We start from the raw sequence: 14,083 nt of genomic DNA, 5'->3' as shown, positions 1-14,083 counted from the left end.
ACTCATACAAGTTCGCTATTCCTTTGCTTCAGAATCCGTTATCGTTTTAACTAGCTATTAAAACAAATGTACAAAACTGATTTCAAAAAAGTGTCGCTATACAGAACTGAATTTTTATTCGGGAAGTATAGAATGAACGTTCTGTTTTAGCACACTTCTACTTCCCAAAACAAAGAGTACTCAAAAAAGAGTTGGGTTTAACAAGCCCTAAAAACTGACTTCGGAATAGTTCCGAGCAGCCAAACTTATGTCCAATTTTTAAATTCTAAAAAAATGAAAAAATATTTATTTCTAGCTATTGTAGCTATTGGTGGTTTAGCAACTTCTTGTACAACAGACAATGATTTTCCAACTTCAAAAACAAATCTTGAACTTCAAGAATTTGATTATACCCTGATGCAAAAAGACGGAGACACTTTAGATGAAGGTGATACTGGTGGTCAAGGAGGTTCTACTCCTATTAAACCAAGTAATTAATTTTTGTATTAAAAAATTATTTATCTAATTTCGGGAAATGATACTTAAAAAGGCACATTTCCCGTTTTTTTATTTACTACTGATTATATGTAGTTTATTTTCTTGTGAATCTAATGTAAAAAAACATCCCACATATTTAGCATTATTTGGTAAAGCTGAGTTAAATTTCGAAAACGCAAAATTTGATTCAGCTTTTTATTACTATCAAAAAACAAAGGTATTTTGTCACAGTCAAAATGATTTCAACAACATCCTATATCCAATATTAATGATGTCAGAAATTCAACGGTTGAAAAATGATTTTTCTGGAAGCGAAGCAACGGTTACCGAGGCGATTAAATATTTGAAAAAAGACACCAAAAAAAGCTATTATACTTTTATCTACAATAATTTAGGATTAGCATATCTAGAACAGTCTAATTACAGTGAAGCTAATAAATATTACTATAAAAGTTTAGAATTCACATCGGATGAATTGTCAAAATGTATAGTTAAAAACAATATAGCATATAATTATATCCATCAAGAAAATTATATAAAAGCTAGAGAAGTTTTAGAGTTACTAAGGCTTAATGATTCGTTAAAAATTAACTTTATAGAGTACGCTAGAGTAATTGATAATTTAGGATATGTTTTATATAAACTTAATGATAAAAAAGCATTCGATTATTTAATTCAATCTAAACACCTCAGAGAAAAAAATCGGGATATTGTTGGATTAACTTCTTCATACATGCATTTAGCAGAATATTATCAAAAAGTAGATTTAGATGTTGCCAAAAATCATGCTTTGAAAGCTTATGAAATGGCAAGAAAAACAAATAATCCTGATGATAAAATTGAGGCATTACAATTTCTTACCAAGCTATCCGAAGGCGTTGAAGCAAAAAAGTATGCTATACAAACTTTTAAATTAAACGATAGTATACAAACGGCAAGGCAACAAGCTAAAAATCAATTTGCAAAAATAAAATACGATTCACAACAAGCTCTTGAAGAACTTGAGAAACAAAAACAATTAAAAGAATTTTCAGTCATTGGTATTGTTTTACTTTTTGGAATTGGAACATTTGCTTACTACAGAATCAAAAAGAGAAACCGCAAAAAAATTAAAGAGACTGCCTATCAAACAGAAACTCGAATTGCGAAAAAATTACATGATGAATTAGCAAACGACGTGCACAATACCATTGCCTTTGCCGAAACACAAGATTTATTAAACCCTAAAAATAAAGATACTCTTTTAGAAAATTTAGAAACCATATACAACCGCACCAGAAATATTTCCAATGAAAATAAAGATATTGATACGGGTGAACTTTATCTAGAAAAACTAAAAGCTATGCTTGCCACTTACAATTCCTCAAATCGAAACGTAATTGTAAATATGGATGCTTTTAATCATTTAAAAACATCGAAAGAAGTTAAAGTTGTTATCCATCGAGTGCTTCAAGAATTAATGGTCAACATGAAAAAACACAGTCAATGTTCTTTAGCGAGTATTTCGATTAAATCCAGCAAAATAGGATTGCAAATCAACTATTCTGATAACGGAATTGGAGTTGCTAATTTGTTAAATATTAAAAATGGGCTTCAAAATGCGGAAAACCGCATTCTTTCTATAAACGGAACTATTACTTTTGACACTTTACCTGAAAAAGGGTTCAAAGTAAAAATTGAGATTCCAAAACAATAGTATATGTTTAAAAAAGTTTTAATAGCAGAAGATTTCGACAGTATTAATATCGCCGTAAAGCAAACTCTTGAATCGCTTGGAGTGGAAGAAATTCAATACGCTAAATATTGCGATGATGCGCTATTAAAATTTAAAAAAGCCAAGCAAGATAACGAGCCTTTTGATTTACTAATTAGCGACTTATCTTTTGTTGCCGATTACAGGAAAGTGGACATTCCTTCCGGAGAAAAACTTATAGAAGTTATAAGAAATTTGCAACCTGAACTTAAAGTGATAGTTTATTCTGTAGAAGATAAAGCTTACACTATAAAAACTCTTTTTGAGGGACAAAAGATTAACGCATTTGTACACAAAGGAAGAAATAGCATTAGCCAACTCAAAACGGCAATTGAAACCTTGCTTTACGGAAAAATTTTCATATCGCCTGATTTAGCTAATATTTTACAAGATAAAACAGCAAAAGAAATTGATAATTATGATATCGCCCTGTTAAATCATCTCGCAAATGGTGTAGCGATAGATGATATGGTTGCAATGTTTAAAAAATCAAATATTACTCCAAATAGTAAAAGTGCTATTGAAAAGCGAGTGGCAAAACTCAAAGATTACTTCAAGGCGAGTAATAATGTTCATTTGATTGCTATTGCTAAAGATTTAGGCGTCATCTAACTTACTCATTATCAATTTAAAAAAAAATAACCACTTTACGGATTCCCGTAAGGAATACTTTTTTATTGGGTTTAAGTTTGAACATTATTAACTATAAAAAAATTAATTATGTCAAAATTACCAATTGGGACAACCGCCAGAACAGGTGAAATTTGTCCAGAATCAGGAATTTGGAAAGTTGTAAGTACACCATCAACAACATCACCAATAGCAAAAGGAAATAAGATGCCTCCATATTCTGGAAGTGCAGTAACATGGAAACTTATTCAACATGCTTAATTAAAATCATGAGTTGTTTATTCATTTAGACAACTTATATTCTTTAATTTAAATTATGAAAAAAGTTAAAACATTATTATTTCCATTTCTAACAATCTTATTGGGTGGTTTTATATATGTCTTTTTTAGAGTAGAATCGTTAAGAATGTTTTCATGGTTCAATTCAATTAGCCTAACCAAAGTAATTATAACTATAAGAGATTACACCTTGAATTATGATTTATTAATTCCTGACTGGGTAAAATTTTCATTACCAGATGGTTTATGGCTATTTTCATTCATAAGCTTAATACTTATTACGTGGAAAAATGAAATCAATTCTAGTAACCTCTTTTGGCTAATTGGCTTACCCATTATTGCTTTATTATCAGAAATAGGACAAAGCATTTCAATTGTGCCAGGAACTTTTGACTGGATTGATATAGCTATGTACTTAACTGGATTTATGCTACCATTTATAATCAACAAAAAATCATTAATAATTAAACTATAACAATTATGAAAAAAAGAGTACAACATTTAATATCTGGTTTTGTTTTAGCAGGATTTCTATTTATGGCTTTCGGAAGTGATGATAATAAAAAGGAAGAAGAAACAAGTGTTGAGGCTACAAATAAAACAATAAACACTACCGAAAAAAAACTAACTGATGTTGAAATAAAAGAACAATTAGATAGAGAAATAAGTTCAATAGATAAAGGTATAGATTTCACGTCATATAAAGAATCTATTGAATCAATTCAATTGGAACTTGTTTTATTTCAGGTTTGGGCAAAGAAAATTAATGAAGCTAAAAGCTCAAATAATAATGGTATAAAAGAACTTGGTGAAAAACTTGAAACTAAAGTTAAAAAGATACAAGTTTCAGAATTTCCAAAACTAAGAAAAGCGTACGGAAAAATCGTAGCAAAAAAATTATGGGTTGAAAATATTGAAGTAGAAGTATTTGGAAATAATTCAAAAACTATACAATTCACAGGTGGGATTTTTGCCAACAATAAAAATAAACAAGAAACCCAAGAAACACTTTCCGAGATGCTAAACTTTCTTCGTTTTAAAAAAGTCAATTATAAATGGTACGAATATGATGATGAATATACTTATTATGATTTAGACTCTAAAAATGACAATGAAATAGTTGAATTGAACTAATTCAACTACGTTTTAAACAAAAAAGATATATGGATAGAAAATCATATAATGTTAACACAAAATCTGGTAGGAGAAATATTAGAAATAAATATCAAAATGACTATAACAACAAAAGCCCAAAAGAAAAAGATGAATTAGATGAAATGATTTTTTGGGGTAGAGTAGTATTATTTATAGTTGCAATGGCTATTTGTATTGCAATAATTGCTTTTGGAGGAAAAATTAACTAAACAAATTTAAAATGAAAAATTACATCACAATTATGTTGTTGTTAGCAACAACAACCATTTTCGCACAAGAAACAAAAAAAGAACTTGAAAAAGAAAAAACAAAAATTGATGCATTTGCTTCAAAAACTGGAAGCATAATCAAATTAACCGACTATAAACTTTCGGGGATTAAAACCCTTTATGGAGGATTGTCTGAAACAAGAATTAGAAAGATAAATTCAGGTTCTTTGATAAGCTATTTTTTCCAGATTGAAAAACAAGGAAAATATAGCACAGCAACTGCTTCAATAGAATATTCAGATTTATTAGAGGTAATCAAAGCTATTAATTCTTTAAAAACTGAAGTAGAAAAAGATCTTGCAACAAATCCAGAATATCTTGAAAATAAATTTACAACTGTAGATGGTTTTAAGGTTGGCTATATGATGGGTAAAGGAAAAATCACATGGTTTTTACAACTTGAAAAATATGGTTCAGATAATACCATATTCATAGAAAACCTTGAAATGATAGAGAAAGCTTTTGAAGAAGCAAAAATTAAAATTGATGAATTAAAAAAATAAAACAAAATGGATAGACAGTCCGTAAGATCATCAAATATATCTTCAATAGGATACGATGAAAAAAATGAAATATTAGAAATTGAATTTTTAAGCGGTGGGATTTATCAATATTTAGATGTTCCAAATTATGTTTTTGAAGAACTGATGGATGCTGAATCTCAAGGAAAATACTTCAATGCATATGTAAAAGATAATTATGAAACTACGAAAATTAGATAATGGAACGATATAGAAATTCAAGCGGAAATTCTCCAATAACACATTTTCATATATCAGACAATTCAATTTCAGTTTGGTTTAAAGATGGTAAAAAAAATCCTTATATTTATCCTGTTTATGAAATAGGTAATTATCATTTTCAACAACTAATTCAAAGAGCAATTAGTGGTAAAGGATTGAGTTCCTATATAAATCAAAATGTTAGAAATGACTTTATCAAGTAAAATATGACTACAACAAATTTTAGAAAGGTCCTTATCAATATTGCAACTGAAGATAATAGTAATACTATTTCTAAAATCATTGCCAATTATTATCCAAGTTTAAATATTTCGAGTAGAGAAACTTTATTCGAAAGTTTAATGTTTTTTTTAGAAAGTTCAGAAAATCAAGATTTCAATTTTGCAGATTTAGAAGAAAAAATTAAAACTGAAAGTTTAGATGTTTTAGAATATGAAGGAAAAGACTATAGAATTAAACAAGTTGAAATTTCAAACTTAAGAGGAATACCTTCAATAGAAGGAAATAATGATATTCCATATGGAATAAATCTAGCCGATGAAGATGGAAAAATTAATAATGCAATAATTTTAGCAAATAATGGGACAGGGAAATCTTCTGTTTTTGCAGGGCTTGAGATGATTTATACTCAAGAAATTGGAGAAAAAAAACTTCGCTCTAAAGTTCCAGATTCAAACGAATTGAGTGATTACAATAAATATTTAAGACGAGTTAATGAAATTGGAAAACCATCCTGTAAAGTAAAAACAGTTGAAGGAGATTTTGACTTAGAAAACATAATCTTTAAAAATGAAGATTTTGTGAAAGTTTTTAATCCTCATAGTCATTTCATTACCGAATACGATATAATTAGTAATGGTCAGCTTGAATATGAAAAAGACGATAAGCACGAATATTCATTTCATAATAAAATTGCAATATCTTTAGGTCTCACAGAATTTATAACATTTCAAAAAATCGCTCAGTTAATTCCAAACTACAGAAGAAGTAAAGAAACTACAGCAAGAAATAATCTTGAAAGAGAAATTGAAAACAATAGAACAACCATTAAAAATAGACAAACCGAAATACAATCAAAAACTATTGAAATTGAAGAATTAAAAAAAGGCATTTCCTCTGAAAATATTTCTAACGAGCAATCTAAATTAGAAGTTTTAAACAAATTGAAAAGTAAAAGCTTACAGATAAGTTTTGATGAGCTAAAATATCTTGATGATATAATTGAATTTGAAAATAAGTATAGAGAGTTAAGTAGTTTAGAAAGAAATAAAAAAGCATCGGTAGAAAAGAATTTCTTAGACATAGGAAAGGAATTAATTCATGAATTTGATAACTGTCCTTTCTGTTTGAGTTCAAATAAATCATTAGAAGAAATCAAAATTGAAGTTGAAAAAAGATTACTAGAATTAGAACAGTTCAAATTACTCGATGAACAATTAAAAAATAAGTTCCGATCAGTTTCTGAAAATTTATGGAATATTACTAGAGATCTAAATAACGTGAATGAAATACTAAATATTGATAGACAAGAATTAAGTAGTTTTTCAAACTTAGAAACAATTAGATTGGAGGAAAACAGATTATATGTAGCATTATCTCCATTAATAAGTGATACTGAATTAAATGATTACATCTATTCTTTTACTCAAAAATTAGTTCCAACCGATAAAGATTACTCGGATTTATTTGAATTATTAAATAAGAACAAACAAATTTTTGAAAAAAGATACATTGAACTAGCTAAAGAAGTTCAATCTCTAATTGAGGAACGAAAAAATGGAATTGAAACTGAAATAAAAGTATTTTTTGAAAACAATGAAGGTTTAACCGTTGAACAGAAAGTAACTAAACTAGAAAACGAAATCAAAGAATTCAACGAACAAATTAAATTAATCGATAGTAAGAATATAGACTTAGAAATAGAATTTATATCAGCTAATAAAAAAGTGGGGTACCTTAATCAAATAAAAGAAGAAATAGGTGTATTTAATTCAAAATTCAAACTAAAAGTTGATGAATTAGTAAATAGCGTTTTTGAACCCATTAAAAATACTGTTGAAGAAATTTTAAATGATTATTTTCAAGATGATCCACAATACAAACTTGAGATAAATTTAAAAGAAAATAAGCTAATCATTGAGGGTGAAGAATATGTAACTAAATATATAGTGACCGAAATAATTGATAAGAAAACCTATGAAATAGTTACTACTCCACAAATTTATTTCAACACTTTCAGATATAAATTATTTTCATTGATGATAGGTTTAAGTATTGCTTTGGCTTCACGAAAAAAGTATAGAATAAATTTTCCTTTAGTAATGGATGATTTGTTTTTTGCGAGTGACTTTCCTAATAAAAACTCATTTGCAGAATTTTTAATAAAGATTATAAAAATATTTCAAAAACACACTCCTAATTTACCATTACAATTCATTATTTTCACGCATGATGATATGATTTTTAAAAGTGCTATTGATGCTTTAAATTCTTTTAGCAATAACAATGAAAAGTTTGAAGAAGAAAATAGAATTGATTTATTGAATCAAACAATGATTGGAAGATTTTTTAAACCTCATGATAAAGATGAAGTAGCATTAAGTTTTCCTAATGAACAAAAATATTGGAATTTAGTTTATTCTCTCCCACAAAAAATATTAATTGACTAAAAAGAAGATAATGAGTGAAGAAAAAATAACAAAGCATATATATAATAAAAAGATCTTAATCTTTGGGTCTATATTGCTTTTATTAATAATTGCCTTATTTTGTTGGCAATGGTATTGCCTAGATAGAAAAATTTCAGATTATAAAACTGAAAAAGAAATTCAAAACAAAAGATTCTTTAAAACAAAAGACTTTGAATTTATTAATTTAGATTCATTAGAGAAAAATGGTCAAAAAGTTATCTTGACAAAAAAAGATATATATAGAATTAACGAAAATATAAAATCATTAAGTGAAATAGTTTATCAAGAATCAAATCGAGCTGAAAGCATAATTGATAAAGATTTAGATCGTTTAAACTTATATATGGCAATTGGAATAGGTTTCATTGCAATTCTAGGGGTTTTTATACCTATTCTGGTTAATATTTTAAGTGTTGAAGATTTACGTGAAAAAATGAAAGAAATGCCTTCAGCAGATGAAATTGGTAAATTATCAGAAGATGTAAAAACAGCATTAGATAAATCAACAGAGATTGCTGGAATATCTGAATCGTTTGATAATTTAAAAAATAAGACAGATAAGGCATTACCTAGTATTTCTACTTTAATCCTTCAAAATGCAATTGGTCGTTTTTTTAATATCAGCCCATATATTCTAACTAATTTAAATAGAAAAAAAGACAGACAATATTTTATTGATTTATTGGAATATATAAGAAAGGGTTTTGATAATTGTAAAAACGATAAAGAACATTTTATTTCCAAAGATGATTTTTTAAAGGCAACAATTAAGGATTTTTGTACTTACATCAAAGACCCAAAATCACATTCATCTGCATTTACAAGAGAAATTTCAACTGAGTTTTACCATATCTACAATGTTTTGAAAGAACTTCTAGCATGTACAGATGAAAAAGAAATTGAATTGTATAACAAACTTGATGAAAAAATTAAAAGAGTGATTGATCTAATAAATAATATTGATGCTTAAAATCAACCAACAACTCAAACGCATTGAAATCAAAGAATTTGAAATTGAAAATCAAATTGTTTTCAATTACTTTGATAACTTGTCAGCGACTGAACGTGACGAAAAATTACTTCGTGCCATTTACATAGGTGTTTTGGCATTAATGGAGGATAGAATTTCAGCCTTTTTAGCCAAAACCAATAATGAGTTGGGAACAGAATTAGAAAGTCTAAAAATGATTTTTGAAATGAAAAAAGAGTTGTTCTACAAATCAACCATTAAAGGAACTCTAGCCGAAGATGAAATTGCTGATTTCTTAAACAACTATTTTTCTGAAAGAAGATTAAAAGACAAAGCTTTCTTAACTGGAAATACTGCAGGAAATCTTCCAAAAAATAAAACTGGAGACATAATCTGTGAGGTAAATGGCTCACTAGATTTAAAGATTGCCATTGAATGTAAGTTTGATAAAAGCATTCGTTTTGGAGAAATTGAAAACAAAGAAATTTTTACAAGAAAATCTGATACCGCTTGGAGTCAGTTAATAGAAGCGCAAGCCAACAGAGATTCTAAAGTTAGTATAATTGTTTTCGATATTTCATTGATTGATAATTCCATTTTAAAAAACTTTGACAATGTTGGCTACATTCCAGGTGTTGGTTTTGTATCAATAATTAATTCACAAAAAGGAGATTATTCAAATCTTGCAATTGCTTACATGTTAGCTCGTGATATTGCTTTAAATTCAAAGGAAATAGAAATTGATAAGGATATTTTAGCAATGATTGTGAATAGAATTATTAAAGACATCAATGAAGTTTTAACAATAAAATCTTTGGTTTTAAATAACATTGAAAACAATAAAAATATCCTAAAACAATTAGATAAATCGATGCTTCTAATGGAATTTAATCAAGAATATTTAAAACGTTTTTTAAGTCAAGGAACATTAACCAAAAAAGATTTACTAGATTTCTATATGGCTGATGATGTTAAAGATAAATATAAGTTAATTGAGAAGGATATTGAAAACATTTAGTTTTTTATTACTTCTCCTAACCACAACAACTTTCTGCCAAGTCAAACTACTTTCTTGGAATGTAGAAAATTTAGGAAGTTCAAAATCTGACACGGATATTGCTTTCATTGTAAAAACAATTAAAGATTATGATGTTGTAGCGTTGCAAGAAATTGTTGCAGGAGATGGTGGTGCACAAGCTGTAGCTAAATTAGCGGAAGAACTCAATAGAAAAGGTTCAAAATGGGATTACACCATCAGCGATCCAACCAGTAGTAGTGCTTACAAAACGGAGCGCTATGCGTTTTTGTGGAAAACGAGTAACGTTAAAAAAGTAGGAGAGGCCTGGTTAGAGAAAAAATACCATTTAGAAATCGACCGAGAACCCTTTTATTGTACGTTTGACTATAATGGTAAACAGTTTACAATTGCTAATTTTCACGCCATAACAAAGAGCAAACAACCTGAAACCGAAATAAAGTTCTTTAAATTCTTACCTGCGCAATATCCAAAACTAAATCTATTGTTTGTGGGGGATTTTAATTGTCCGCAATCCCATTCCGTTTTCAATCCCTTGAAGCGAATGGGATATGCTTCCGTGTTTGTCAATCAAAAGACTTCATTGAAAAAAGAGTGTATTGAAGACGTTTGTCTGGCTTCTGAATTTGATAATATTTGGTACAATACTTCAAAAATCCTTATTCGTAACACTAAAGCTATTCATTTTTATAAAACTTTTTTAACCCTTAAAGAAGCAAGGAAGATCTCAGATCATATTCCAATTGCTACAGAAATTTCTTTTCAATAAATTATCTTTATTTACGTAAATCCGTAAAATTTTGAAATGTGGCTGGGTTACTTTTGAAGGAAACATTATGTAATGAAAAAACGCTATCCTTCAAGTACCCTTTTATTTTTATTCTGCTTTTTGATTTTTTTCAATTGCAAAGAAAACAATTTTAAGAAAAAAGCTGTTGAAAAGGAGCTCATTGAGAAAAAGCAAATTAAGCCTTTTTTAGAAACACCTCCCAAAGATGATGTTACGTATCAAGAAGATTCTACAAAAGAATATGAGTACAGAACAGGTACGGCTGGGGATTATACTTATGTCTATGATATTTATGGTTTTGATAGTGAAGGAAATGAAGTGACAGGTACAATAGTTGTCAATGGGAAATATGGGAATGGACTCCTAATTAATGTGAATGGAGCAGAAATAGAAATTACTGTAGCGTGGATTGGTAAAGGAGAATTACGAGGAAAGGATAAGGAAGCGAATGAGTATGCGTTATTTGTTAGAGAGGATTAATCCGTACTTAAATATTTTTAATGAAAAAGCTCTTTTCTATTTACATCAATCGATTCGATAGCATATGATGTTTCTATTTGCGGTGTTAAAGACGCAAAAAAGTATCATTTTTCTAAAACACATAAAGGATTAGTAAACATGAACTGAAAAGGTTACACCAAAAGCGGTAGAAAGTTTAGGTTTTACGCTTTTTGGTGGAGGATTCGTTTATGATAGACTAATTGTTTTTGAATTCCCTTTTCAAGAATCAGAATATGGAGCCTATGAGAGAGGTGAAAAAAAACTCCAAATCCTGATTTGTAAGGAATTGGAGTTGTTAAAGTGACCTCGACTGGATTCAAACCAGTAACCTTCTGAGCCGTAATCAGATGCGCTATTCAGTTGCGCCACGAGGCCGATTTTGTGAGTGCAAATATAGATATAATTGTGTAAATTGCAAACCCTAACAATAAAAAAAGTAAATAAAAATGAACTTACATGACTATATCCGTGATATTCAAGATTTTCCAAAACCAGGTATTGGGTTTAAAGATATAACACCATTGTTAATTTCGCCTGAGGCGACTGCTTTTTGCTTGGAAAAATTGTCAAATTCATTGCAGCATCAGAAAATTGACAAGGTAATAGGTGTTGAGAGTCGTGGTTTTTTCTTTGGGATATTACTAGCACAAAAATTAAATGCGGGATTTATTCCAGTTCGCAAGCCTAAAAAACTTCCCTTTGACACGATTAGCGCTTCGTATGAATTGGAATATGGGACTGATACTTTAGAAATGCACATAGATGCTATTCAGCCAGGAGATAAAATTTTAATTCACGATGATGTATTGGCAACTGGTGGGACGGCTAAAGCAGTGTGTGAATTGGTAGAACAGTTAGGAGGTGAAATTGTACAAATGAACTTTTTAATGGAGTTAACTTTCTTAAACGGAAGAGCGAAAATAGCTCATATGCCTATTTATGCTGCTTTAACTTATTAGTTTTTCAAGTGTCAACTGATTTGCTTAAGCTTTTTTTAAAAAGGAAGTTGGGACACCATGTTTAATCCAAACTCTTGATGGTTATATAATAGCGATAGGCAATAATCATTTTTTGCCATTTTTTTGCTTTAGCAATATCCAGGCCTTGCTTTGTGAAACTTGGTAATAAAAACTTGTTTACTTTGGCTAGTGTTTTGTACATCTTTTTTTTTACAAATATAGAAAATGAATAATTAGGTAGGAGTTAATTCTTTAGTTCACATAAAAAATTTGTGTTGTTGTAAAAAAAAAAATTGATAATTTCTACTATTGCTTGTTTATAATTAAAAAAATATGTTAAATTTGCTTCATTAATCTACAAAAAATAAAATAGCCTATACAGAAAAATACTTTTTAGAACTTAATTTTAAATAATTAAAAGGTATTGTTATGGCTAATCTTTTACTTTCTGATGCTATATTGGTAAAGAATTATATTGACGGAGATGAGTCTGCGTTAGCATCTTTAATCGAAAGGCATCAATCTCGAATTTTTGGATTCATTCACTCTAAAGTTAACGATAGGGATTTGGCGGATGATATTTTTCAAGACACCTTTATTAAGGTCATTAAAACCTTGAAATCAAAATCTTACAATGAAGAAGGTAAGTTTTTACCTTGGGTAATGCGTATTGCGCACAATTTAGTTGTGGATCATTTTCGAAAATCAAAAAAGATGCAATTCAACAGAGAGACTGATGAATATGCAATTTTTGATTTTTTTGTAGACAATTCCCCATCCATTGAAGGAAAATTAATCACAGAACAGATAGAAACGGATTTGGTTCGTTTGTTAAAAGAACTTCCTCAAGATCAGCGTGAAGTTTTGTTAATGCGTATGTATCAAGATTTAAGTTTTAAAGAAATTGCAGACTTAACAGGTGTTAGTATTAATACCGCTTTGGGTAGAATGCGTTATGCGTTGTTAAATTTGAGAAAGATTATTGAAAAAAATCAGATAGTTCTGCTTGATTAATACTAAATTTAAATTTCTTGCGTTATCATAATATAAAATTATTATTGATGGCAAAACTTTACTCTAAAAAAAATGTACGCTCAAAAAGAACATTACCAAGTAACGAGACTATTTCCTTTTTGTTAAACTATTCAAAAGCTTTAACGATTAAGAAAGTTGGAAAAATAACATTTGAAATCATTGCGAATTGAGTTAGTCTTTGATTTATATTAAGCCATATAGTTACTGTGTACAACCTGTTTTTACAAATCCTTATATTGGTTTTGTGGGAGCAGGTTTTTTTTTGGACTTTTTATTACCTAATTATATTATTATATGGTATTAAAAGATTGAAAGCAGGTATTTGGTATTTTGAGAAGGCTAATCCTAAATATAGGTGATGTTTTATTTTGTTTTGTTTATTTGGGTTTTTCTGTAAAAACTTTTTCTATACCTATTATATATAGGTGTCAAAATTCATTTCTGCGTATCGGAGATTGTAAATGGAGCTAAAAGCGATTCTGTTTTTAATGCAGTTTGGTTGATTCGATCTTTTTTTATGTGTTTTTTAATACTGTTTTTATAAACAAGAGGTTCTTGTGTTTGTGTGTTATCCTTGTAAATCTACTATGTTGGGATCTTGTGCTTAAAATAGGTTGGGTGAGGATAAAAAAACTTTTTTCATTAAAACCTTGTTATCAATGAGTTATAAAAAAGATTAAAAAAAAGGCAAAAAAAAGAAACTAAAAGCCTTGTGGGAACGAAAAAGATTTCTACTTTTGCACCCGCATTAGAGCAGAAGTTCACACACAAACTGGAGAATTAAACAAGTCAAAAA

At 28.7% G+C, this 14,083-nt stretch carries 18 protein-coding genes and 1 tRNA gene; 18 read left to right on the top strand and 1 reads right to left on the bottom strand.

Annotated features, from left to right (window positions below; all coding sequences use genetic code 11):
* Positions 1–273 precede the first annotated feature (273 nt).
* The 15 genes from BUE95_RS13055 (at position 274) to BUE95_RS12990 (ending at position 11,272) form a co-directional block, all read left to right on the top strand.
* Entirely contained in the window at positions 274–477 is a 204-nt protein-coding gene (locus BUE95_RS13055; RefSeq protein ID WP_073585234.1) for a hypothetical protein, read from the top strand.
* 271 nt (positions 478–748) lie between these two features.
* Entirely contained in the window at positions 749–2,173 is a 1,425-nt protein-coding gene (locus BUE95_RS13050; RefSeq protein WP_143165312.1) for a tetratricopeptide repeat-containing sensor histidine kinase, read from the top strand.
* Positions 2,174–2,176: 3 nt separating this feature from the next.
* Positions 2,177–2,842 carry a helix-turn-helix domain-containing protein gene (locus BUE95_RS13045; protein WP_073585230.1) on the top strand — a complete coding sequence of 222 codons (666 nt, stop codon included), beginning with the start codon at positions 2,177–2,179 and terminating at the stop codon, positions 2,840–2,842.
* 108 nt (positions 2,843–2,950) lie between these two features.
* Complete coding sequence (locus BUE95_RS13765; RefSeq protein ID WP_200778626.1) at positions 2,951–3,121, top strand: hypothetical protein; 171 nt, start codon at positions 2,951–2,953, stop codon at positions 3,119–3,121.
* 55 nt (positions 3,122–3,176) lie between these two features.
* Positions 3,177–3,614 carry a hypothetical protein gene (locus tag BUE95_RS13040; protein ID WP_073585228.1) on the top strand — a complete coding sequence of 146 codons (438 nt, stop codon included), beginning with the start codon at positions 3,177–3,179 and terminating at the stop codon, positions 3,612–3,614.
* 5 nt (positions 3,615–3,619) lie between these two features.
* On the top strand, positions 3,620–4,273 hold the full coding sequence (locus BUE95_RS13035) for a hypothetical protein (RefSeq protein WP_143165311.1): 654 nt from the start codon (positions 3,620–3,622) through the stop codon (positions 4,271–4,273).
* Positions 4,274–4,302: 29 nt separating this feature from the next.
* A complete protein-coding gene (locus tag BUE95_RS13030) occupies positions 4,303–4,503 on the top strand; it encodes a hypothetical protein (RefSeq protein ID WP_073585224.1) in 201 nt (66 codons plus the stop codon).
* A gap of 32 nt (positions 4,504–4,535) precedes the next feature.
* Positions 4,536–5,066 (top strand): hypothetical protein, encoded by a 531-nt coding sequence (locus BUE95_RS13025; protein ID WP_234977659.1) that lies wholly within the window; start codon positions 4,536–4,538, stop codon positions 5,064–5,066.
* A gap of 6 nt (positions 5,067–5,072) precedes the next feature.
* Positions 5,073–5,285, top strand: a complete 213-nt coding sequence (locus BUE95_RS13020; protein ID WP_073585220.1) for a KTSC domain-containing protein — start codon at positions 5,073–5,075, stop codon at positions 5,283–5,285.
* Positions 5,285–5,509, top strand: a complete 225-nt coding sequence (locus BUE95_RS13015) for a hypothetical protein (RefSeq protein WP_073585218.1) — start codon at positions 5,285–5,287, stop codon at positions 5,507–5,509. The genes BUE95_RS13020 and BUE95_RS13015 overlap by 1 nt, the downstream gene beginning before the upstream one ends.
* Positions 5,510–5,647: 138 nt before the next feature.
* Positions 5,648–7,975 carry a coiled-coil domain-containing protein gene (locus BUE95_RS13010; RefSeq protein WP_143165310.1) on the top strand — a complete coding sequence of 776 codons (2,328 nt, stop codon included), beginning with the start codon at positions 5,648–5,650 and terminating at the stop codon, positions 7,973–7,975.
* A 10-nt stretch (positions 7,976–7,985) separates the two neighbouring features.
* Entirely contained in the window at positions 7,986–8,966 is a 981-nt protein-coding gene (locus BUE95_RS13005; RefSeq protein ID WP_143165309.1) for a hypothetical protein, read from the top strand.
* Positions 8,959–9,984 (top strand): hypothetical protein, encoded by a 1,026-nt coding sequence (locus tag BUE95_RS13000; protein ID WP_073585212.1) that lies wholly within the window; start codon positions 8,959–8,961, stop codon positions 9,982–9,984. The genes BUE95_RS13005 and BUE95_RS13000 overlap by 8 nt, the downstream gene beginning before the upstream one ends.
* Entirely contained in the window at positions 9,968–10,771 is an 804-nt protein-coding gene (locus BUE95_RS12995) for an endonuclease/exonuclease/phosphatase family protein (RefSeq protein WP_394333990.1), read from the top strand. Before BUE95_RS13000 ends, BUE95_RS12995 begins: the two co-directional genes overlap by 17 nt.
* 72 nt (positions 10,772–10,843) lie before the next feature.
* Positions 10,844–11,272, top strand: coding sequence for a hypothetical protein (locus tag BUE95_RS12990; RefSeq protein ID WP_084530312.1), 429 nt, complete (start codon positions 10,844–10,846; stop codon positions 11,270–11,272).
* A 322-nt stretch (positions 11,273–11,594) separates the two neighbouring features.
* Here BUE95_RS12990 and BUE95_RS12985 read toward each other — a convergent pair.
* Positions 11,595–11,668, bottom strand: a tRNA-Arg gene (locus BUE95_RS12985).
* Positions 11,669–11,739: 71 nt separating this feature from the next.
* Between BUE95_RS12985 and BUE95_RS12980 the strand changes: the two genes are divergently transcribed.
* From BUE95_RS12980 to BUE95_RS13760, 3 genes are all read left to right on the top strand, one after another.
* Positions 11,740–12,252 (top strand): adenine phosphoribosyltransferase, encoded by a 513-nt coding sequence (locus tag BUE95_RS12980; RefSeq protein WP_073585208.1) that lies wholly within the window; start codon positions 11,740–11,742, stop codon positions 12,250–12,252.
* A 429-nt stretch (positions 12,253–12,681) separates the two neighbouring features.
* A complete protein-coding gene (locus BUE95_RS12970) occupies positions 12,682–13,266 on the top strand; it encodes an RNA polymerase sigma factor (protein WP_073585204.1) in 585 nt (194 codons plus the stop codon).
* Between the two features lie 47 nt (positions 13,267–13,313).
* Positions 13,314–13,457 carry a hypothetical protein gene (locus tag BUE95_RS13760; protein WP_200778625.1) on the top strand — a complete coding sequence of 48 codons (144 nt, stop codon included), beginning with the start codon at positions 13,314–13,316 and terminating at the stop codon, positions 13,455–13,457.
* Positions 13,458–14,083: the final 626 nt, after the last annotated feature.

Source organism: Flavobacterium cucumis, assembly GCF_900148835.1.
In the GTDB taxonomy this organism is placed as follows: Bacteria; Bacteroidota; Bacteroidia; order Flavobacteriales; family Flavobacteriaceae; genus Flavobacterium; species Flavobacterium cucumis.
The sequence above is the reverse complement of the archived record's forward strand: the minus strand, read 5'-3'. Positions and strand labels throughout refer to the sequence as shown.

Excerpts from the sequence above, each read along its gene's own strand:
- BUE95_RS13055 (WP_073585234.1), top strand. The coding sequence starts at position 274 with ATGAAAAAATATTTATTTCTAGCTATTGTAGCTATTGGTGGTTTAGCA.
- BUE95_RS13050 (WP_143165312.1), top strand. The coding sequence starts at position 749 with ATGTCAGAAATTCAACGGTTGAAAAATGATTTTTCTGGAAGCGAAGCA.
- BUE95_RS13045 (WP_073585230.1), top strand. The coding sequence starts at position 2,177 with ATGTTTAAAAAAGTTTTAATAGCAGAAGATTTCGACAGTATTAATATC.
- BUE95_RS13765 (WP_200778626.1), top strand. The coding sequence starts at position 2,951 with ATGTCAAAATTACCAATTGGGACAACCGCCAGAACAGGTGAAATTTGT.
- BUE95_RS13040 (WP_073585228.1), top strand. The coding sequence starts at position 3,177 with ATGAAAAAAGTTAAAACATTATTATTTCCATTTCTAACAATCTTATTG.
- BUE95_RS13035 (WP_143165311.1), top strand. The coding sequence starts at position 3,620 with ATGAAAAAAAGAGTACAACATTTAATATCTGGTTTTGTTTTAGCAGGA.
- BUE95_RS13030 (WP_073585224.1), top strand. The coding sequence starts at position 4,303 with ATGGATAGAAAATCATATAATGTTAACACAAAATCTGGTAGGAGAAAT.
- BUE95_RS13025 (WP_234977659.1), top strand. The coding sequence starts at position 4,536 with ATGTTGTTGTTAGCAACAACAACCATTTTCGCACAAGAAACAAAAAAA.
- BUE95_RS13020 (WP_073585220.1), top strand. The coding sequence starts at position 5,073 with ATGGATAGACAGTCCGTAAGATCATCAAATATATCTTCAATAGGATAC.
- BUE95_RS13015 (WP_073585218.1), top strand. The coding sequence starts at position 5,285 with ATGGAACGATATAGAAATTCAAGCGGAAATTCTCCAATAACACATTTT.
- BUE95_RS13010 (WP_143165310.1), top strand. The coding sequence starts at position 5,648 with ATGTTTTTTTTAGAAAGTTCAGAAAATCAAGATTTCAATTTTGCAGAT.
- BUE95_RS13005 (WP_143165309.1), top strand. The coding sequence starts at position 7,986 with ATGAGTGAAGAAAAAATAACAAAGCATATATATAATAAAAAGATCTTA.
- BUE95_RS13000 (WP_073585212.1), top strand. The coding sequence starts at position 8,959 with ATGCTTAAAATCAACCAACAACTCAAACGCATTGAAATCAAAGAATTT.
- BUE95_RS12990 (WP_084530312.1), top strand. The coding sequence starts at position 10,844 with ATGAAAAAACGCTATCCTTCAAGTACCCTTTTATTTTTATTCTGCTTT.
- BUE95_RS12980 (WP_073585208.1), top strand. The coding sequence starts at position 11,740 with ATGAACTTACATGACTATATCCGTGATATTCAAGATTTTCCAAAACCA.
- BUE95_RS12970 (WP_073585204.1), top strand. The coding sequence starts at position 12,682 with ATGGCTAATCTTTTACTTTCTGATGCTATATTGGTAAAGAATTATATT.
- BUE95_RS13760 (WP_200778625.1), top strand. The coding sequence starts at position 13,314 with ATGGCAAAACTTTACTCTAAAAAAAATGTACGCTCAAAAAGAACATTA.